General features: G+C 73.5%; 20 protein-coding genes. 13 read left to right on the plus strand and 7 right to left on the minus strand.

Going from position 1 to position 19,908, the window contains the following annotated elements:
* Positions 1-92 precede the first annotated feature (92 nt).
* Complete coding sequence (locus AD017_RS00405) at positions 93-1,625, plus strand: PucR family transcriptional regulator ligand-binding domain-containing protein (protein ID WP_060572178.1); 1,533 nt, start codon at positions 93-95, stop codon at positions 1,623-1,625.
* A 60-nt stretch (positions 1,626-1,685) separates the two neighbouring features.
* Here the strand turns inward: AD017_RS00405 and yidC are convergent, their stop codons facing one another.
* The 3 genes from yidC to AD017_RS00420 form a co-directional block, all read right to left on the minus strand.
* Positions 1,686-2,594, minus strand: coding sequence for a membrane protein insertase YidC (gene yidC / locus AD017_RS00410; RefSeq protein ID WP_060572180.1), 909 nt, complete (start codon positions 2,592-2,594; stop codon positions 1,686-1,688).
* A gap of 448 nt (positions 2,595-3,042) precedes the next feature.
* Positions 3,043-3,390, minus strand: a complete 348-nt coding sequence (locus tag AD017_RS00415; protein WP_060572182.1) for a DUF6412 domain-containing protein — start codon at positions 3,388-3,390, stop codon at positions 3,043-3,045.
* 40 nt (positions 3,391-3,430) lie between these two features.
* The gene (locus tag AD017_RS00420; protein WP_060572184.1) at positions 3,431-5,419 is read right to left on the minus strand and encodes a solute carrier family 23 protein; all 1,989 of its coding nucleotides are present in this window, start codon (positions 5,417-5,419) and stop codon (positions 3,431-3,433) included.
* 210 nt (positions 5,420-5,629) lie between these two features.
* Here AD017_RS00420 and AD017_RS00425 point away from each other — a divergent pair, with 210 nt between their 5' ends.
* Genes AD017_RS00425 through AD017_RS00450 form a run of 6 tightly spaced genes read left to right on the plus strand, consistent with a single transcriptional unit; the run spans position 5,630 to position 10,167 of the window.
* A complete protein-coding gene (locus tag AD017_RS00425; protein ID WP_060572185.1) occupies positions 5,630-5,932 on the plus strand; it encodes an urease subunit gamma in 303 nt (100 codons plus the stop codon).
* Positions 5,929-6,285, plus strand: a complete 357-nt coding sequence (locus AD017_RS00430) for an urease subunit beta (RefSeq protein WP_060572187.1) — start codon at positions 5,929-5,931, stop codon at positions 6,283-6,285. Before AD017_RS00425 ends, AD017_RS00430 begins: the two co-directional genes overlap by 4 nt.
* A complete protein-coding gene (locus tag AD017_RS00435) occupies positions 6,282-8,003 on the plus strand; it encodes an urease subunit alpha (RefSeq protein ID WP_060572188.1) in 1,722 nt (573 codons plus the stop codon). The genes AD017_RS00430 and AD017_RS00435 overlap by 4 nt, the downstream gene beginning before the upstream one ends.
* The gene (locus AD017_RS00440) at positions 8,003-8,707 is read left to right on the plus strand and encodes an urease accessory protein UreF (protein WP_060572190.1); all 705 of its coding nucleotides are present in this window, start codon (positions 8,003-8,005) and stop codon (positions 8,705-8,707) included. Before AD017_RS00435 ends, AD017_RS00440 begins: the two co-directional genes overlap by 1 nt.
* Positions 8,697-9,404 carry an urease accessory protein UreG gene (gene ureG / locus AD017_RS00445; RefSeq protein WP_060572192.1) on the plus strand — a complete coding sequence of 236 codons (708 nt, stop codon included), beginning with the start codon at positions 8,697-8,699 and terminating at the stop codon, positions 9,402-9,404. Before AD017_RS00440 ends, ureG begins: the two co-directional genes overlap by 11 nt.
* A gap of 1 nt (position 9,405) precedes the next feature.
* Positions 9,406-10,167 (plus strand): urease accessory protein UreD, encoded by a 762-nt coding sequence (locus AD017_RS00450; RefSeq protein WP_060572194.1) that lies wholly within the window; start codon positions 9,406-9,408, stop codon positions 10,165-10,167.
* A gap of 49 nt (positions 10,168-10,216) precedes the next feature.
* Here AD017_RS00450 and AD017_RS00455 read toward each other — a convergent pair whose 3' ends face one another.
* Entirely contained in the window at positions 10,217-11,851 is a 1,635-nt protein-coding gene (locus AD017_RS00455) for a cytosine permease (RefSeq protein ID WP_060576156.1), read from the minus strand.
* Positions 11,852-12,303: 452 nt separating this feature from the next.
* Between AD017_RS00455 and AD017_RS00460 the strand changes: the two genes are divergently transcribed.
* From AD017_RS00460 to AD017_RS00475, 4 genes are all read left to right on the plus strand, one after another.
* Complete coding sequence (locus AD017_RS00460) at positions 12,304-13,347, plus strand: LysR family transcriptional regulator (protein ID WP_060572196.1); 1,044 nt, start codon at positions 12,304-12,306, stop codon at positions 13,345-13,347.
* Between the two features lie 40 nt (positions 13,348-13,387).
* Positions 13,388-14,365 carry a class I fructose-bisphosphate aldolase gene (locus AD017_RS00465; protein ID WP_060572198.1) on the plus strand — a complete coding sequence of 326 codons (978 nt, stop codon included), beginning with the start codon at positions 13,388-13,390 and terminating at the stop codon, positions 14,363-14,365.
* A 98-nt stretch (positions 14,366-14,463) separates the two neighbouring features.
* On the plus strand, positions 14,464-15,408 hold the full coding sequence (locus AD017_RS00470) for a fructose-bisphosphatase class II (RefSeq protein ID WP_060572200.1): 945 nt from the start codon (positions 14,464-14,466) through the stop codon (positions 15,406-15,408).
* Positions 15,409-15,446: 38 nt separating this feature from the next.
* A complete protein-coding gene (locus tag AD017_RS00475) occupies positions 15,447-16,541 on the plus strand; it encodes a dipeptidase (RefSeq protein ID WP_060572202.1) in 1,095 nt (364 codons plus the stop codon).
* Between the two features lie 74 nt (positions 16,542-16,615).
* Here AD017_RS00475 and pqqE read toward each other — a convergent pair whose 3' ends face one another.
* From pqqE to pqqC, 3 genes are read right to left on the minus strand one after another with little or no spacing between them, the layout of a single operon-like run.
* Positions 16,616-17,728: a pyrroloquinoline quinone biosynthesis protein PqqE gene (pqqE, locus tag AD017_RS00480; RefSeq protein ID WP_060572203.1), complete on the minus strand. Its 1,113-nt coding sequence runs from the start codon at positions 17,726-17,728 to the stop codon at positions 16,616-16,618.
* Entirely contained in the window at positions 17,725-18,000 is a 276-nt protein-coding gene (pqqD, locus tag AD017_RS00485; RefSeq protein ID WP_010228270.1) for a pyrroloquinoline quinone biosynthesis peptide chaperone PqqD, read from the minus strand. Before pqqD ends, pqqE begins: the two co-directional genes overlap by 4 nt.
* Positions 18,000-18,695: a pyrroloquinoline-quinone synthase PqqC gene (gene pqqC / locus AD017_RS00490; RefSeq protein ID WP_010228272.1), complete on the minus strand. Its 696-nt coding sequence runs from the start codon at positions 18,693-18,695 to the stop codon at positions 18,000-18,002. The genes pqqD and pqqC overlap by 1 nt, the downstream gene beginning before the upstream one ends.
* A gap of 278 nt (positions 18,696-18,973) precedes the next feature.
* On the opposite strand from pqqC, the gene hxlA reads away from it, so the two are divergent.
* Positions 18,974-19,603 (plus strand): 3-hexulose-6-phosphate synthase, encoded by a 630-nt coding sequence (gene hxlA / locus AD017_RS00495; protein ID WP_029239997.1) that lies wholly within the window; start codon positions 18,974-18,976, stop codon positions 19,601-19,603.
* Positions 19,604-19,615: 12 nt separating this feature from the next.
* A complete protein-coding gene (locus tag AD017_RS00500; RefSeq protein ID WP_029239314.1) occupies positions 19,616-19,894 on the plus strand; it encodes a hypothetical protein in 279 nt (92 codons plus the stop codon).
* The last annotated feature ends 14 nt before the right edge of the window (positions 19,895-19,908 follow it).

Here is a 19,908-nt window from a genome sequence, read left to right on the forward strand (position 1 = left end):
GTGCCCAGGGAACCGCTCCGGGGTCACGGGTAGAAGGCACCACCGTGACGAATCGTCGCCGTCCCCTGCCCGGACGGTTGTAGGTTCCTCCAATGCTGCTCTCCGAGCTGGTGGACCGCCGTGAGCTGCGACTGCGCGTGCTGCACGGCACCGCGGCGGATCTGGACCGTCCGGTGCGCTGGGTCTACACGACGGACCTGCCGGACCCGTCGCGCTACCTCGGCGGCGGCGAGCTGGTCGTGTCCGGCCTGGTGTGGCGGCGGTCGGCGGCCGACTCCGAGCGGTTCGTCGCGGCCGTCGCGCGGTCCGGGGCGGCCGCGCTCGTCGCGGGCGAGGCGGTGTTCGGGGAGGTCCCGGACGACGTCGTCGACGCCTGCCGCCGGCACGGCCTCGTGCTGATCGCGGTACCGGTCGACGTGTCGTTCGGAACGGTCACGGAGACGGTCGTCGGCGCGTTGTCCGCGGCCCGCGGCGACCGGCTCGCACACACGCTCGGGCGGCACCGGCGCCTGCTCGACGCGTTCGCGGGCGGCGCGGCGCTCACCGAGCTGGCCGGCTCGGTGTCCGCGGGGACCGGCCTGACCTGCCGGGTCCTGACGGCCGGCGGCCGGCTGCTCGCCGGTCCCCCACTGCCCGACGACGACCGGGACGCCGTCGTCGCGGCCTTCCTCACCGCCGGACGGCTCCCGGTCTCCGCCGGACGGCACCTGCTCGTCCCGGCCGCGCCGGGCACGGCGCGCGCGGAGAGCTGGCTGGTGGCGGCGGAGTCGGCCCCCGGCCACGATCCCGGCGGCCCGGGGCCCGAGGCGGTCGACGCCGTCGGGGAGCTGGCGGCGATCGCCGCGCTCGACCGGGCCCGGCGGCGGGAGGGCGTCGCGGTGGCCCGGCCGATCGCCGACGACGCGCTGGCCCGGATCGCCGCCGGTGAGGGCGACCGGCCGGAGACGCGCGTCCGGCTGCGGCAGGCCGGGGTGGAACCCGACGGCACGCTCGTCGTGCTCGTGCTGCGCGCCGACGGCACCCCGGACCCGGCCGGCACGGCGCACACCGTGCTGGTCGACGCGCTGGCCGGGGCCGGGCCGGCCGCCGTCGGGGTGCACGACGACGCGGCCGTCGCCGTGCTCGCCGACACCGGGGAGCCGGACCCGGTCCCCGCGGTGCTGGCCGCGTTGCACCGGCTCGGGCCGGGACTGGGCGGGCGCCGGCTGCACGCCGGGGTGTCGCGGCCGTCGTCCGCGGAGGCGCTGTCCGGTGCGCTCGGCGAGGCCGGGCACGCCGCGGGGCTCGCCGCGACCCGGCCCGGCCCGGTCGCGTCCGCCCGGGCCGGGGAGATCACCTCGCACGTGGCGCTGCTGGCCGGCGTGCCCGACGACGTCCGCCGCGGTTTCGCCGCCCAGGTGCTCGGCCCGGTGCTGGACCACGACGTCCGCTCCGGGACCGGGCTCGCCGAGACGCTCGCGACGTTCCTGGACGAGTCCGGTTCGTGGAGCAGGACCGCGGCGCGACTGCACCTCCACGTCAACACGGTGCGGTACCGGATCGGGCGGGTCGAGGAACTCACCGGTCGTGACCTGGGCTCGTTCTCCGACCGCGTCGACCTGTACCTCGCGTTGCAGTCCCGGTGACGGGGTCCCGGTGACGGGGTCCCGGTGACGGGGTCCCGGTGACGGGGTCCCGGTGACGGCTCAGCGCCGGGCGGCACCGGCCTTCCCCGCACGCACCGGCTTCGCACCCGGCCGCGGTGCACGGGCACGGGCACGAGCGGGGGCGGGAGCGGCGACGACCGGGGCGGGCCGCCGGTCCAGCAGTCTCGTGATCACCAGCTGCTGCACCAGCGTCGCGAGGCTGCCGGTCATCCAGCACAGCAGCAGCGCGATCGGCACCGGGAAGAACAGCCCGCCCACGAGCACGCCGAGCGGCGCGACCCACGGCATCGCGGCCAGCACCCGTCCGACGCCCGCGGGCTGTCCGCTGGGGTCGACCCGGGCGAACCGCATGCTCAGGTGGGTGCAGACGGCGGCGAGCACCGCCAGCGGCACGACGACCGCGGCCACCGCACCGGCCGCGACCGGCGCCCCGCCGAACGACGCGAGCTGGTCGGCGGGCATCGTCAGCCACGCCGACAGCGGCGCCCCGAACAGCCTGGCCTGCAGGAACGAGCCGACCTGGTCGGGTCCGAACGCGTAGTTGGCGATCGCCGCGTTCTGCTCGAAGCTCAGCCCGGGGCGGTTGAACGAGCGCAGGACGTGCAGCAACGCGACGAACACCGGGATCTGCAGCAGCGCCGTCCCGAGCCCGGCGACCGGCGACGAGCCGTGCTCGCGGTGCAGCGCGGCGGTCGCCTCGGCGAGCCTGCGGGAGTCGTGGCGGTGCTTCTCCCGCAACGCGGTGAGCTGCGGGCCGAGCGCACGCGTGATCCGCGCCGACCGCATCCGGGTCCAGGCGGGGCGCACCAGGAGCCCGCGCACGGTGAGCACGAGGAACACGACGGACAGCGCCCAGGCGAGGCCGGAGGCGGGGCCGAGCAGGGCACCGAACAGCTCGTGCCAGAGGCGCATGACGAAGGAGACGGGGTAGTAGAGGAAGTCGAGCACAGGGAACTCCAGGGACGTCCGGTCGAAGGGCGGGACGGACGCCGGAGCAGGCGGATCGGCGGGGGCGCTGGCCCATGGCGCGGGGCCGGCAGTGGCGCGGGGGGCGGCGGTGGCGCGTAGGCCGCAGTGGCGCGCGAGGCCGGCGTTGACGCGGGCGGTGACGCGGGCGGTGACGCGGGGCCGTGACGTGTGCGGCCGGCACACCGCCCGACAGCCCTGCGGGCCGCCGGGTACCTCCTTCCGGAAAATCTCTGCCTGAGGAAGCGATTCTCCGAACAGGACCACCCCCGTGGGGCGACGAGCCACCGCACCGGGTGCGACATCTGCGATCTCCACGCGTGTCGACAGCGCCGACGACACCGGCCGACGACACCGGCCGACGGCACCCGCGGACGAGACCCGACGAGACCCGACGGTCACCACCGGTCGTCGGCGGCTCCCGACCGGCTCAGCCGATCGTCTGCTCCAGCGGGACCGGGAACCCCGGTGCCCGGGGGCGCGGCCGCCCGTCGGCGTCGGGATCGCACTGGCGGGCCGCACCGGCCCGGTGCGCGCTGCGCAGGGCCTCGCGGACGGGAGTCGTCGCCGTGGTCGCGAGGAGACGCAGCGAGCCGAGCTCGCGCCCGCCGGTCCAGGCCAGGACGGCCAGCGCGACGACGGCGCCGACGAGTCCGGCGTCGCCGTCGACCGGGAGCAGGACCGGGACCAGCACCAGGAGCGACGCGAGGAGGGCCGCGAGCAGCACCGCCGCCGCGTCACGCACCCGGTCCACCCGGTACGCGGTCCCCTCTCCCATGCCCGCCACCGTACCGCCCCGGACGGTGGCGGGCCGGGGATCAGCGCGCGACGAGGTCGTCGAACCGGTGCCCGGCGACCTTCGCGATCTCGACGAGGGCGGCGGCGTGTTCCTGCGCGGGCGGGTGGGTGAGCCGGCGGCGGGCGGTCGCGAGCAGCGCGGCCCGGTCACCGGCGTCGCGCAGGCAGACGATCAGCGGGAAACCGAACCGCTCCCGGTAGGACGCCGCGAGCGCAGCGAGCTCGTCCCGGTCGTCGGCGCCGAGCAGCGCCAGGCCGGCCCGGTCCCGGGACACGGCCCGGTCCCCGAGCGCGTCCCCGACCGTGTCCCCGGCTGTGTCCCCGGCCGTGTCCCCGGTTCCCTGCCCCGCCCGGCCCGCGGGTGCCCGCCCGTCCGGCCCGACGCCGTCGCCGGTCCCGCTCCCGCTCCCGCTCGTCACGAGTCCACCGAGATCGGGGTAGTGCCCCATCAGCTCCCGCTGCTCCCCCGCCGGTGCGGCGAACAGCTCCTCCTGGACCGCGGCCCGCAGCGCGTCGGTGTCCGGGAACGGCCCGCGCGCGTGCACCCGGGCGGGCACCGGCGTCGGCCCCTCGAAGAGCCGGCCGAAGACGTCGGCGAACTCGGCCCGCCCCATCGTCTCGATCCGGTCGGCCGCGATCCCGGCCGGCACCGGGTCCCCGGCCGGCCGGCGTCCGGTGTGGAAGAACAGCAGGTTCAGGCCGATCGCCACCACGCTGCCCGCCGTGATGCCCGAGCCGAGCACGATCTGCGCCCAGCCCGGCAGCGCCTGCGCGACGTCCGGCTGCACCGTGACGAACAGCGCCACCCCGAGGCCGGAGCCGACCACCACGACGTTGCGGTGGTCCCGGAAGTCCACCGCGGTCAGCGTCTGGATCCCGACGACGGCGACCGTCGCGAACATCGCGAGCGCCGCCCCGCCGAGGACCGGGTGCGGGACCGCGGCGACCAGCGCCCCCGCCTTCGGGACCAGCCCGATGAGGATCATGAACCCACCGGCGGCCGCGACCACCCATCGGCTCGACACCCGGGTCAGCCGCACCAGGCCGACGTTCTCGGCGAAGCAGGTGTAGGGGAACGAGTTCAGGACCCCGCCCAGCGTGGTGGCGGCGCCGTCGGCGCGCAGGGCGCGGGCGACGTCGTCCGGCCCGACCCGCTTCCCGACGATCTCGCCCGTCGCGACGACGTCCCCGGTCGTCTCCACCGCCGTGATCATCATGACCACGATCATCGAGAGGATCGCGGCCAGTGAGAACTGCGGCCAGCCGAAGTGGAACGGCGTCGTCACCCCGACCCACGCCGACTCCCCCACCCCCGAGGTGTCGACGAGCCCGAACGGCACCGCGGCGAGCGTCCCGATCACGAGCCCCGCCAGCACCGCGACGGTCGCCAGGAAGCCCCGGAAGATCCGCTGGATCAGCACGATCACCGCCAGCGTGCCGAGCGCGAGCGCCAGGTACAGCGGGTTGCCCGGATCGGGGGCGTTCGCACCGCCGACGGCGTCCTGCGCCGCGACCGGCAGCAGCGCCAGCCCGATCACCGTGATCACCGTGCCGGTGACGACCGGCGGGAAGAACCGCAGCAGCCGGGCCACGTAGGGCGCCGCGAAGAACGTCACGAGCCCGGCGACGATCACGGCACCGTAGATCGTCGTCAGCCCCTCGGTCCCGCCACCCGCGGCGAGCCCGATCGCGATCATCGGGGACACCGCGGTGAAGGTGACGCCCTGCAGCAGCGGGAGCCGCACACCGATCTTCCGGCCGATCCCGACCGCCTGGATGATCGAGGCGATCCCGCAGGTGAAGAGGTCCGCGTTGATGAGGTGGATCAGCTGCCGCTCGTCCAGCCCGATCGCGTTCGCCAGCAGGATCGGGACGACGACGGCGCCCGCGTAGAACGCGAGCACGTGCTGCAGGCCGTAGACGGCGAGACGGCCCGGCGGTGGCACGGCGTCGACGGGGTGGACGGGCTGGGTGGACGGGCGGCGGCGCGGACGCGGCAGCGGACTCATCGGATCCTCGTTCCGGACGGGATTGCGACCTGCATCACCATGCGCCCGCCGTCGCCGGGCCCGGCACGGCCACGGACGACGAACGCACCGGGCCGGTGACCGGGAGATTCGTGCGATCCCACAGTCGACCGGCCCGCCGCGAGACAGCGGCGTGATCGCTCGAAACCGCGCCGAAACCTGTGGGAAACGCGCTCCGGAGAGAGTTCCGGGATGCACCTCAGCCCCCAGGAGCGCGACAAGCTGCTCGTCCACGTCGCCGCCGACGTCGCCCGCAGACGGCGCGAGCGGGGCCTGCGGATGAACTACCCGGAGTCGGTCGCGCTGATCACCGAGCACGTCCTGGAGGGCGCCCGGGACGGGCGGACGGTCGCCGAGCTCATGTCGAGCGGCCGGGAGGTGCTGACCCGCGACGACGTCCTCGACGGCATCGGGGACATGCTCGACTCGGTGCAGGTGGAGGCCACCTTCCCGGACGGCACCAAGCTCGTCACCGTGCACGGGCCGATCGCGTGAGCGGCGGGGGTGGCGGGAGCACGGCGGGCTCGCCGGGCGAGATCCTCCTCGGCGAGGAGCCGGTCGCGCTGAACCCGGGACGCGAGCGGATCGTCCTGACCGTCGAGAACGTCGCCGACCGGCCGGTCCAGGTCGGCTCGCACTACCACTTCGCGGCGGCCAACCCCGGCCTCGAGTTCGACCGCGACGCGGCCTGGGGGCACCGGCTCGACGTGCCGGCCGGGACGTCGGTGCGGTTCGAGCCGGGCGTGGCGCGCCAGGTGACGCTGGTGCCGATCGCCGGTGCCCGCCGGGTGCCGGGTCTGCGCCCGGAACGGGCCGGAGCCCTGGACGAGCGGGGGTACGCACGATGAGCGGCACCATCGGGAGGGCCCGCTACGCCGACCTCTACGGCCCCACGGTCGGCGACCGGATCCGGCTGGCCGACACGAACCTCGTCGTCGAGGTGACCGAGGACCGCTCCCGCGGTCCCGCGTCGGGCGACGAGGTCATGTTCGGCGGCGGCAAGGTGATCCGTGAGTCGATGGGCCAGGCCGCCGTGACCGCGGAGCAGTGCCCCGACCTGGTGATCACCGGCGCCGTCGTGCTGGACCACTGGGGCGTGGTGAAGGCCGACGTCGGCGTGAAGGACGGCCGGATCGTCGGCATCGGCAAGGCCGGGAACCCCGACACGATGGACGGCGTCGACCCGGCGCTGGTGATCGGCCCGGGCACCGAGGTGCTCTCCGGCAACGGGAAGATCCTCACCGCGGGCGGGATCGACGCCCACGTGCACTTCATCTGCCCGCAGCTGGTCGAGACCGCGCTCGCGTCCGGCGTGACCACGCTGATGGGCGGTGGCACCGGGCCGGTCGACGGATCGAAGGCCACCACCGTCACCCCCGGCCCGTGGAACATCGGCCGGATGCTGGGCGCGATGGACCACCAGCCGGTGAACGTCCTGCTCATGGGCAAGGGCAACACGGTGAGCTCCGCGGCGCTGCACGAGCAGCTCCGCGCCGGGGCGGGCGGGTTCAAGCTCCACGAGGACTGGGGCACCACCCCGGCCGCGATCGACGCCTGCCTGCGGGTCTGCGAGGAGACCGGCGTCCAGGCCGCGATCCACACCGACACGCTCAACGAGGCCGGCTTCCTGCAGTCCACCCTGGACGCCATCGGGGGCCGCTCGATCAACGCGTTCCACACCGAGGGCGCGGGCGGCGGGCACGCCCCCGACATCATCGAGGTCGTCGGCACCGGACACGTGCTGCCGTCGTCGACGAACCCGACCCGGCCGCACACCGTGAACACCCTCGACGAGCACCTCGACATGCTCATGGTGTGCCACCACCTGAACCCGTCGGTGCCCGAGGACCTGGCGTTCGCCGAGTCCCGGATCCGCCCGACGACGATCGCCGCCGAGGACGTCCTGCACGACCTGGGCGCGATCTCGATGATGAGCAGCGACTCGCAGGCGATGGGCCGGATCGGCGAGGTGGTCGTCCGGACCTGGCAGACCGCGCACGTCATGAAGGCCGCCCGCGGGCCGCTGCCCGGTGACTCGGACCGCGCGGACAACCTGCGGGCCCGGCGCTACGTCGCCAAGTACACGATCAACCCGGCGCTGGCGCACGGCGCCGCGGAGCACGTGGGGTCGGTCGAGGCCGGCAAGCTCGCCGACCTGGTGCTGTGGGAGCCGAAGTTCTTCGGGGTGCGGCCCGCGGTCGTGCTGAAGGGCGGGTTCGCCGTCTGGGCGCAGATGGGCGACGCGAACGCCTCCATCCCGACGCCCGGCCCGGTCTACGGGCGCCCGATGTTCGGCTACGCCCCCACCCCGGCCGCGCTGGGCTCGCTGACCTTCATGGCACCGTCCGCCCTCGACGACGGTGTCCCCGGCCGTCTCGGCCTCGCGACGCCGTGCGTGCCGGTCGCCGACACCCGCTCCGTGCGCAAGGCGGCGATGGTGCTCAACGACGCGACGCCGGAGGTGCGGGTCGACCCGGACTCGTTCGGGGTGACGATCGACGGCGCCGTCGTCGAACCCGCGCCGGTCGGCGAGCTGCCGATGGCCCAGCGGTACTTCCTGTTCTGATGACGGGCCTCGCCTCGCTCGTGCTCGCCGACGCCCGATTCCCCGGTGGCGGGCACGTCCACTCCGGCGGCCTGGAGGAGGCCGTGTCCCGCGGCCTGGTGTCCGACGTGGACTCGCTCGCCACGTTCCTGCGCGGGCGGTTGCGCACCGCGGGCCGGGTCGCCGCCACCGCCGCGGGGCGCTCCGCGCTCGTGAGTGGAAAAGTCGGCTCCGACCACGGTTTCCACTCACGGGCGCTCCGCGCCCTGGACGCCGCGCTCGACGCGCGCACCCCGTCGGCGGCGCAGCGCGACGCCTCGCGGGCGCAGGGCCGGGCGGCGCTGCGGGCGGTGCGGGCGGCCTGGCCGTCGCCGGTGCTGGACGCGCTCGTCGCCGTCCACCCCCGCCCGCACCATCCGCTGCTGGCCGGAGCGGTGATCGGGTACGCCGGGGAGGACCCCGCCGCGGCGGCCCGCTGTGTCGGTTACCTGGCCGTCAGCGGTCCCGCCTCGGCCGCGGTGCGGCTGCTCGGGCTGGACCCGTTCGCCGTCAACGCCGTGCTCGTCGCGCTCGGCCCCGACCTCGCCGCGCTCGTGAGCGAGGCCGCGGACCTCGCGGCGGGCCCGGTCACCGATCTGCCGGCGCCGGGTGCGCCGGTCCTCGACCTCATGGCCGAGGCCCACGTCCACCACCACCGCGAGAGGGTGCGTCTCTTTGCCTCCTGACGCAGGCCACGGTCACGGCCACGTGATCAGCTTCGATCCGACCGTCACCGACCACGACCACCACTCCCCCGCCCCGCACGCCGGACGCGCGGTGCGGATCGGGATCGGCGGCCCGGTCGGTTCCGGCAAGACCGCGCTGGTCGCGGCGCTGGCCCGCAGCCTGGCCGGGCGGGTCCGGCTGGCCGTGGTCACCAACGACATCTACACCACCGAGGACGCCGACTTCCTGCGTCGCGCGGGCGTCCTGGCACCGGAGCGGGTCGAGGCGGTGCAGACCGGGTGCTGCCCGCACACGGCGATCCGCGACGACATCACCGCGAACCTCGACGCGATCGACCTGCTCGAGGAACGGTTCGGCGACCTGGAGCTGGTGCTCGTCGAGTCCGGCGGGGACAACCTCACCGCCGTGTTCTCCCGGGGGCTGGTCGACCGGCAGATCTTCGTCGTCGACGTCGCCGGTGGGGACAAGGTGCCCCGCAAGGGCGGCCCCGGGGTGACCACCGCGGACCTCCTGGTGATCAACAAGACCGACCTCGCCCCGCTGGTCGGCGCCGATCTCGGGGTGATGACCGGCGACGCGGCGCGGATCCGGGGCGAGCTCCCGGTCCTCGCACAGTCCCTGGTCGAGGACCCGGCCGCCGGTGACGCCTGCGCCTGGGTGCTGGAGCAGGTCGCCGCGGTCCGCGCGACGGTCTGAGGTGCGCGCCCGCGCGAGCCTCGCCGTCGAGCTGCGGGACGGCCGGACCGTCGTGACGGTCCTGCGTGCCCAGGCGCCGCTGGCGCTGGTCCCGCGGCGGGGCGCGGCCGCGGCGGCGAGCCCCGATGCCGTCGTCCACCTGGTCGGGTCGGCGTCCACCCCGCTCGCCGGCGACGACGTGCGGCTCGACGTCACCGTCGGACCCGGCGCACGGTTGGTGCTGACCGGTGTCGCGGCGGCCGTCGCGCTGCCCGGCGCCGGACGTCCGAGCCGGACGGTCCTGTCCTGCACCGTCGGCGACGGCGGCGCGCTGACGTACCTGCCCGAGCCGACCGTCGTCACCGGGCGGGCCGACCACGAGACGGTGCTGGACGCCGACCTCGCCCCGACGGCGTCGCTGCGGGCACGGGACCTCCTGGTCGGCGGCCGCACCGGCGAGCGCCCCGGGCGCTACCGCGGCACGGTCCGGATCACCGAACGGGGGCTCCCGCTGCTGGTGCAGACCCAGGAGATCGGCGACCCGGATCTCGACGGCTCACCCGCCCACCTGGCCGGGCACCGCGTGCTGGGCACCGAGGTCCTGGTCGGGGACGACGGCGGCACCCGCCCCGCCGCGGGCGAGGGCTGGAGCCTGTCCCCGCTCGCCGTCCGGGGCGTGCTCGCGACCGCCGTCGCGCACGACGCGGTCACCGCGGACCGCCGGCTCACCGAGGCCCTGTCCTGCGTGGAGGGCGCGGTGGCCGCCACCGGAACGGGCCGGTGACGGCCACCGCTTCGACGACCGGGGAGCCCCGGTCCGGTCCGTGGGGTGGTCACCCCTGGGCGGGCAGCACGTGCTCCTTGCGCCGGTCCGTGCTCAGGCAGAGCGAGCAGACATAGGCGTCGTGCGCGACGCACGCGGTCATGTCCGGGCGCTCCAGGTCCTGCCCGCAGACGTGACAGGGCAGCACCACGTCCGACGGGTTGCCGTGCTCGTCGTACATCGGCAGGTCGATGCCGTCGTCGGTCCGGCGCAGGTAGTACCGGCCCCCGGTGGCGACCGCCAGCACCGGGGGCAGCACGAGCCCGAGCGCGATCGCGACCAGCGGGGAGAACGGCTGGATCGCCGTCCCGAGCGCCCCGAAGAACGTCGCGATCGACAGTCCGCCGGCCAGCACGACCGAGACGAACCCGACCGGGTTGACCGCGTAGAGCATCCCGCGGCGGAACTCGGGGTGCTTCGGGGAGAGCCTCAGCAGGTACTTGTTGACCGCGATGTCGGTGGCGACGACGACGATCCACGCGATGGCGATGTTCGCGTAGAAGCCGAGGATCGCGGTGAGGAAGTCGAACATGTTCGCCTCCATCAGCACCAGCGCGATCAGCAGGTTGACGCCGAGGAACACGAGCCGGCCGGGATAGGTCCCGGTGATCCGGGTGAAGGAGTTCGTCCAGGCCAGCGACCCGGAGTACGCGTTCGTCACGTTGATCTTGACCTGGCTGACGACGACGAGCACCACCGCGAGGGTGATCGCCAGCCAGCCCGGCACGAGGTCCTGGTAGATCAGCAGGAACTGCTGCACGGGCTCGTTCGCCACCGCGGCGCCCCCGGCGACGTTCGCGATGAAGTACACGGCCAGGAACAGGCCGACGACCTGCTTCGCGGCGCCGAACAGGACCCAGCCCGGCCCCGCCAGCAGCGTCGCCGTCCACCACCGGCGGCGGTTCTCCGGCGTCTTCGGCGGCATGAACCGCAGGTAGTCGATCTGTTCGGCGATCTGCGCGATCAGCGACAGGCAGACCCCCGCGGCGAGCATGACCGAGCCGATGCTCGGCGCACCCAGGCCGTCCTCGCCCTGGTAGGCCAGGAACGTCGAGACCGAGTCCGGGTGGGCCAGCACGAGGTAGCCGAACGGCAGGACCATCAGCACCAGCCAGAGCGGCGTCGTCCAGAGCTGGAGCGTCGACAGCAGCGACATCCCGTACAAGACGAGCGGGAAGATGATCACCGTGGAGACGGCGTAGCCGATCCACAGCGGGACGCCGAGCCCGAGCTCGAGCCCCTGCGCCATGATCGAGCCCTCGAGCGCGAAGAAGATGAAGGTGAACGTCGCGAAGATGATGTTGGTGAGGATCGAGCCGTAGTAGCCGAATCCGGAGCCGCGGGTCACCAGGTCGAGGTCCAGGTTGTACCGCGCGGCGTAGTAGGCCACGGGCGTGCCGGTCGCGATCACGACGAGCGCGAAGACCGCGATCCCCCACAGCGCGTTCGTCGTGCCGTAGGCGATGCCGATGTTGGCGCCGATCGAGAAGTCGGCGAGGTAGGCGATCCCGCCCAGCGCCGTCACCCCGACGACGCCCGGTGACCACCTGCGGTAGCTGCGTGGCGCGTACCGGAGTGTGTAGTCCTCCAGCGTCTCCCGCGCTGCGCCGACCGCGGCCGGTGCCGCCGTGGCCGGCGGGTCCATCTCCTGGGTCACGTCCCCCACCTCCGACGACGGCCGGGTCGGCGGCCGCCGCACGGAATGCTGCGTGCCCGGACCACCGTCCCGGGTTGCCCCGCTGTCACGAGTGGGTGTCGCATGGATCGGGCCAATGGGGCGAACCGGACCCGAGATGACGGGCGGTCGTCGCCGCGGAACGACTACGTGAAGAAACGGGGCCGCCCGGCGTCCGCCGGAGCGGAGCCGGGTCGAACGAACGGCGGCGCACCGACGACGAGCGGCGGTCGTGACGTCACGGGAGGGAATGCGGGGCCCGTCACCACCGCCTGATTCCGGCACCGTCCCGTAGGTGACCTGCCGCACACCGTTCATGCGCGCGCAGCGTGCGTTCGTCTCGGCCGCCTTGACCACCCGAACCGGTGTGCCCAATCTCGCTGCGTACCGCGAGTCGCAGGTCAGCGAGAGGGATGAATCCAATGGTGCTTCCGTCCAAGATGCCTCAGCTCGCCGACCTCGATCTGCTGCTGTCGGTCGGGAGTCACGGCAGCGTGGGGAAAGCGGCGCAGGCGCACAGCCTCTCCCAGCCGGCCGCGAGCATCCGGATCAGCGCGATGGAACGCCGCCTCGGAATTCAGCTGCTGGAACGTTCTCCCGCGGGTTCGAAGCTCACCGAGGACGGGGAGATTCTCGCGAAGTACGCCCGGAACGTGATCGAGGCGGCGCGGGAGCTGCTGGAGTTCGGTTCCGGTGCCCGGAGCGGCGAGACGAAGCGCCTCCGGGTCGCGGGCAGTCCGGCGATCTCGGAGCACCTGCTTCCCGAGTGGCTGAACCGTTCCCGGTTCTCGTTCGGCGAGGTGCGGGTCGAGGTGCAGAGCGGCGGTGTCGACGCGCTGCGTGGGATGATCCAGGCGGGCCTGGCCGATCTCGCGTTCATCGACGGCTGGTGTGAGGCGGGCGACCGCGGGCAGCGCCACGATCGCGACGACCTGGTGACCCGCAACATCTGTGACGACGAGCTGGCCGTCGTGGTCGGGTCGGACCACCCGTGGGCCACGCGGAGCACTCCGCTGACGGTGGCGGAGCTGGCGGGCGCGCCCCTGGTGGTGCGCGAGCGTGGTTCCGGGCTGCGGGAGTTCACCGACGAGCTGCTGGACGCCGCGCACGCCCCGCAGAGCCACGTGGAGCTGCCGTCCAACGCCGCGATCAAGCAGGCGGTCGCGACCAGCCGGCGGGTGACGGTGCTGAACGTCTCCACCGTCCGGGCCGAGCTCGCGGAGGGGCGGCTGCACCTGGTGGCCGTCGACCAGGACATGCCTGCCAAGCCCATCTACGCGGCCTGGAGCGAGCGCCGCGGCCTTCCGGGGTACGCGGCGGAGCTGGTGGAGGTCGCCACGGCGAAGGGCTCCCCGGTGCCGGTCGTCGGGGCGGGCCAGAGATCGAGGAAGGCCGGCTCGCGATCGCGGCTGCGGCCGCGGCCCCAGCAGTCGCCGGCCATCGACGTCCACGAGGCGATCGCCTGATCGCCGCACCCGTTTCGTACCTACAGGAGGATCGACGACAGTGTCTGCTCTGAACAAGATCGCACGGACCCTGGTGTCCAACAGGCGCGGCATCCTCGCCGCCGACGAGAGCATCGGGACGATGTCGGCACGGCTGGAGAACGTCGGCGTCGAGCCGACCGCGGAGAACCGCCGGGTGTACCGGGAGTTGATCGTCACCACTCCGCGGCTGGCCGAGTCGGTCAGCGGTGTCATCCTCGCGGACGAGACGTTCCACCAGAAGCTGAGCAACGGCCGCACGTTCCCGGAGTACCTCGACGACATCGGGATCCTCGCCGGGATCAAGGTCGACACCGGGGCGAAGCCGCTCGCGGGGGCGTCCGAGGAGAAGATCACCGAGGGTCTCGACGGGCTGCGGGAGCGGGTCGCGGAGTACGTGCGGCTCGGCGCGACGTTCGCGAAGTGGCGCGCGGTGATCACGATCGGCGACAACACGCCGTCGTCGCGGGCGGTGCGCGCGAACCTGCATGCGCTGGCGCGCTACGCGGGGCTGTGCCAGGAGGTCGGCCTGGTGCCCATCGTGGAGCCCGAGGTCCTGATGGACGGTGCCCACTCGCTGGACCGCTGCCGGGAGGTGTCGACCGCCGTGCTGAGGTCGCTGTTCGAGGAGCTCGCCCTGATGGAGGTGGAACTCGACGGCATCGTCCTCAAGCCGAACATGGTGGTCGCCGGGACCGGTAGCCCCGAGCAGCCCACGGTGGCGGACGTCGCCCGGGCCACGGTGGAGACGCTGCGGGAGACCGTCCCCGCGTCCGTGCCGGGCATCGCCTTCCTCTCCGGCGGGCAGCGCCCTGAGGTCGCGACGCAGCACCTCGGGGCGATGCAGCACCTCGACCCGCTGCCCTGGGAGCTCACCTATTCGTTCGGGCGGGCCCTGGTCGGGCCGGCGCTGGAGGTGTGGCGGGGCGACCAGGACAGCTGGGGCGCCGCCCAGGACGCGCTGTCCGAGCACGCCGTCGCGAACGCCGCCGCACGATGAGTGCCTGACGGCGGAGGGCGGTCGGAGCAGCCGGCCGCCCTCCGCGTCCGCGTCGGAGCGCGCGCCGGAGCTCGTGCCGGTCACGGGGATCGAGGGTGATGAGTACTCAGGAGTGGTTCGCCACCGCGTCGTGCCCGGGACCGGATGCGGATCTCGGGCTGGAGCTCGTGCGGGCGACCGAGGCCGCCGCGCTCGCGGCCGGTCGAGGGGCCGGCCGCGAGCGGTCGGGCCGCGACAGGGCCGCCGCCGGTCTGGCGATGCACGAGCACCTCCGGTCCGTGCCCGTGCACGGCACCGTGGTGATCGGCGAGGGCGAGCGGGACGACTCCCCCGTCCTGCGCACCGGCGACGCCGCGGGCGCCGGTGCGGGGCCGCTGTGCGACCTCGGCATCAGGGTGGGTGGCGGCGACCGGTCACCGGCCGGGGGCGTACCGGACTCGCTGGTGGCGATCGCCGTGGCCGGGCACGGCGCGCTGTACACGCCGCGGGTGCCCTCCGACGTGGAGATGCTGGCCGTGGGCCCCGACTGCGCCGACGCCGTCGACATCACCAGGCCGGTGGCGGAGAACCTGCGCGCGGTCGCCGCGATCAAGGGCGTGCGGGTGTCGGACGTGGAGGTCGCCGTGCTCGACCGGTTCCGGCACCGCGGCGTCGTGGACGAGGTCCGCGACGCCGGGGCCCGGGTCCACGCCCTGCAGGGCGGCGCCCTCGCGGGAGCGATCGCCGCGGCCCTCCCCGAGAGCCCGGTGGACGTGCTCCTGTGCACCGCCGGGGTGGCGGAGGGGGTCATGGCCGCCGCCGCCCTGTCCTGCACGGGCGGTTCGCTGCAGCTCCGGCTGCGCTCCCACGGTGCCGGCCCGGTCCTGCACACGGCGGACCTCGTCCGCGGTGGGCGCGTCCTGTTCTGCGCCACCGGGGTGGTCACCAGCGAGCTGCTCGAGGGTGTCCGGTACCGCGCCGGCCGCGCCACCACGCGGTCGATTCTGCTGTGCTCGGAGCCGGACACGGTGCGGATGGTCGGATCCGAGCACCGGTTCGCCTGACGGGGTGACCGGGTGACCGCCTGCCCCGAGGGAGAGAGATGAGCCTGCGTACCGACGACGGCGTCCGGTCGCTGCTGGCCGAAGCGCCGCTGATCGACGGCCACAACGACATGATCTCGAAGATCCGCGACGAGGCGGGGCTGGACTCCGGCACGCTCGACCTCGCTCTCGCCCGGCCCCACACCCTGCAGACGGACCTGGTCCGGCTCGCCGCGGGTGGGGTCGGTGCCCAGTTCTGGTCGGTGTGGATGCCCTGCTCCACGACGGGTGCGGCGCTGGCGGCAGGGACGCTGGAACAGTTCGAGGGGATCCACCGCCTCCAGGCGCTCCACCCGGACCGGACCGCCCTCGCACGCACCGCCGACGACATCGACAGGATCAACGGCGAGGGCCGGATCGCGTCGCTGATCGGGGTGGAGGGCGGGCACCAGATCCTCGACTCGCTCGAGGTCCTGCGCCTGTTCCACCGGCTCGGCGCCCGGTACCTGACGTTGACGCACACGCGGAACACCGGCTGGGCCGACAGCTGCACCGATGTCGTCGACACCGGCGGGCTGAGCGACTTCGGACGGATGGTCGTGACCGAGCTCAACGACCTCGGGATGCTCGTCGACCTGTCGCACACCGCACACGCCACCATGGACGCGGCGCTCGACGTGTCACGGGCACCGGCGTTCTTCTCCCACTCCGGGGCCTACTCCGTGTGCCGGCACGCCCGCAACGTCCCGGATCCCGTCCTCGAACGCGTCGGGTCGACCGGCGGCATCGTCATGGCCGTGTTCCTGCCGACCTTCCTCAGCGAGGACCTCCGGCGGTGGGGCCTCGCGCGGAGAGAGGTCCGTGACGACGCCGTCGCGGGGTGGGAGCGCAGGAACCCACCCCCCGCGGTCGGGATCGCCGACATCGTGCGCCACCTCGACCACCTCCGCGAGGTCATGGGCGTGGACCACGTCGGGATCGGCAGCGACTTCGACGGCATGACGCCCCCGCCCGACATTCCGAGCGTCGAGTACTACCCCCGCCTGTTCGACGCCCTCGATGCCGGCGGCTGGAGCCGCGACGACCTGCGGAAGCTCGCCCGGGGCAACGCCCTCCGCGTGCTGCGCGACACCGAGGACGCGGCGCGCGCCTGACCCCGCCCCACCCCGGGGGGACGGAGGCCGGCGTGCGCCGCGCCCGGCGCGGGAGCCGGTACGGCGCTACGGCGTCATCGCCTCCGTGCCGACACCGTCGGACGGCGGTGGACGAGCTGCTGCCCCCGGGTCCCGGCGTCGTCCCGGTTGGCCCTGTCCAGCGCGTCCTGCACCAGGTGGTGGTCCGGCGAGTGCCGGCACACCGGGTCGGTGCGCCCCGCGTCGCCGGTCAGGGCGAAGGCCTGGCAGCGGCAGCCGCCGAAGTCCAGTTCCTTGCGCACGCAGCTGCGGCACGGGTCGGGCATCCACTCGGTGCCGCGGAACGCCGCGAACGCGGCGGACGTCGTCCAGATCCGGTCGAGGTCGTGGTCGCGGACGGAGTCGAACTCCATGGTCGTGATCTCCGAGGCCGCAGGGCACGGATACACGCGACCGTCGGGGGCGACGGTCAGCGCGGTCTGCGCCCAGCCCCCCATGCACGGCTTCGGGTAGGGCTCGTAGTAGTCCGGGAGGATCCAGAGCAGCTCCGTCCGCCCGGCCAGCTCCGCCTTGCGACGCCGGTAGACCTCGACCGCCCGGTCCAGCTGGGCGGTGCCGGGCATCAGTGCCTCGCGGTTGCGCAGCGCCCAGCCGTAGTACTGGGTGTTGGCGAGCTCGAGCCGTTCGGCGCCCCACTGCACGCAGACGTCGATGATCGCGTCCAGCCGGTCGAGGTTGAGCCGGTGCAGCACGACGTTCATGTTCAACGGCAGCCCGGCGTCGCGGATGAGGCGCGCGGCCACTTCCTTCTTGTCGAACCGCTTGCTCGCCGCGACCAGGTCCGTCGACTCGGCGGCGTCGCCCTGGATGCTCAGCTGGGCGCTGTTGAGCCCGGCGGCGACCAGCGACTCCACCCTGCGCTCGGTGAGCCCGAGACCGCTGGTGATCAGGTTCGTGTAGAGGCCGAGGCGGCGGCACTCGGCGACCAGCGTCTCCAGGTCGCCGCGGACGAGGGGTTCCCCGCCCGACAGGTGGACCTGCACGACGCCGAGCCCGGCCGCCTGCCCGATCACCCGCAGCCAGTCGTCGGTGGCGAGCTCGTCGTGGCTCTCCAGGAGCGCCAGCGGGTTCGAGCAGTAGACGCAGTGCAACGGGCACCGGTGGGTGACCTCGGCCAGCAGGCCGTAGGGCTGGGGCGGGCCGTTCACGACACCACCACCCAGCCCCGCCCGCTGGCGTCGTCGAGGAACGTCATGACGTCGTTCACGAGGTCGGTCGCGGCGAAGTCCCGTTCGAGCTGGTCGACCAGCTGCCGCACGGTCCGGTTGCCGTCGCACAGGCCGAGGATCGCCGCGCCGGACTGGTTGAGGACCACGACCCGCTCGGGCAGCAGCAGCAGCTCCACACCCCGGACGCGGTCGTGCTTGAGCATCGCCCTGGTCGCCAGCCGGGGGGTGGCGGTCAGATCGTCGTCGGTCATCAGCGGCTCCTGCCGTAGGCGAGTTCCACGGCGTCGAGCAGGCTCCAGAGGACGTCGCACTTGAACTCCAGCGCCCGGGCACACGCGTCCTGCTGCTCGCGGGTCGTCGCGTGGTCGAGGACCAGTTCGAGCAGGTGCTCGATGTCCTTGGGCTGCTGGGTGAGCCGTGCCCGGAAGTACTCGAGACCGTCGGTCGCGATCCACGGGTAGTGGTGGGTGACGTCGGTGATCCGCCGGCTGAGCAGGTCCGGCGCGAACAGCTCGGTCAGCGCCGAGGCGACCGACTCCAGCCACGGTTGCCGGCGGCAGAAGTCGACGTAGGCGTCCACCGCGAACCGTGTGCCGGGCAGGACCGTGTCGTCGTCGAACAGGTGCTCACGGGTCAGGCCGACGGCCTCGCCGAGGCGGATCCACTTCTCGATGCCGCCCTCGTCGCCGGTACGCCCGTCGTGGTCGATGATGCGCTGGATCCAGCGCCGCCGGTCGTCGCGGCCGGGGAGCTTGGTCAGGATGAACGCGTCCTTCACCGGGAGGTTCACCTGGTAGTAGAAGCGGTTCCGCACCCAGCCCCGGAATTCGTTCTCGGTCAGTGTGCCCGCGTGCATCCGTTCGTTGAACGGGTGCAGATGGTGATACCGCTTCTCCCCGATGGACCGCAGCCGCGCTTCGAACTCGTTCGCGGACCAGGCGTTCATTTCCCCCACCTCCACACCGGCTCTGCCGGACTTGTCCGCTCACCGTGATACCCACGCCGATGCCTGACAACCGGGTGGGAACGACCGGCGCCGGACCGCGGACGAACGGCGACGAGCCCGCCACGAGCGGATCGGGATCATCTGCGGCCCCGGACGGTTATGTGGAAGGTGTATCGGGGGATTGGTTTTTCGCATGTGCTGCGGCGTTGCCGGTTTTCGGTGGTGGCGGTGATGGTGGTGGGGACATACATCGGAGTCGTGACGTTGGGAGTTCTCTCGTGCAGCTGCAGGTGGCGTTGGATGTTCTGGATCTTCCCTCGGCGTTGAGGCTGGCGGACCAGGTGGCCGAGCACGTGGACATTCTGGAGCTGGGTACGCCGTTGGTGAAGTCGGCGGGTATCGGTGCGGTGACCGCGATCAAGGCGGCGCACCCGGACAAGCTGGTGTTCGCGGACCTGAAGACCGCGGATGCGGGTGCGCTGGAGGCGGAGCTGGCGTTCTCCGCGGGTGCGGATCTGGTGACGGTGATGGGTGCGGTCGACGACGACACCGTGCGTGGTGCGGTCGCGGCCGGGGAGAAGCACGGCAAGCAGGTCGTGGCGGACATGATCAGTGTGGTCAACGGGCGGGTGGCCCGGATCCGTGAGGTCGCGAAGCTGGGTGTGGCGTTCGTGGAGATCCATGCCGGTCTCGACGAGCAGGCCCGTCCGGGGTACTCGATCGCGCAGCTGCTCGACGACGGCCGGGAGGCCGGGGTCGCGTTCTCGATCGCCGGTGGGGTCAAGGCCGACACGATCGCCTCGGTCCGTGAGGCCGGCGCGGTCGTCGCCGTCGCGGGCGGGGCGATCTACGGCGCCGACGACCCGGGCGCGGCAGCGGCCGAGCTCAAGCAGCGCGCCACCGGCTGAGGGGGAACCGGCATGGAAGGACACCGACCCCCGCAGCTGGCGCCCGCCAACGCCTACGGCGCACTGATGCTGCAGGCCGCCGGGGTGCTCCGGGTGCGCTACGTGCGCTGCGAGCGGGACGACGGTCTGTCCCCGGCCGCGGCGAACGAGCTCGCCGACGTCTTCGAGAGCCTCTCCTACGGGGATCCCGCGTTCGACCAGATCGACCCGAACGAGGCGATCGCGCTGGCACACCGCCTGCTCGACGACGACCACCCCGAGCGATCGAGGCTGTGGCCGCAGACCTCGTGAGGGGGCCACACCGT

The sequence above is a fragment of the Pseudonocardia sp. EC080619-01 genome (assembly GCF_001420995.1).
GTDB lineage: Bacteria > Actinomycetota > Actinomycetes > Mycobacteriales > Pseudonocardiaceae > Pseudonocardia.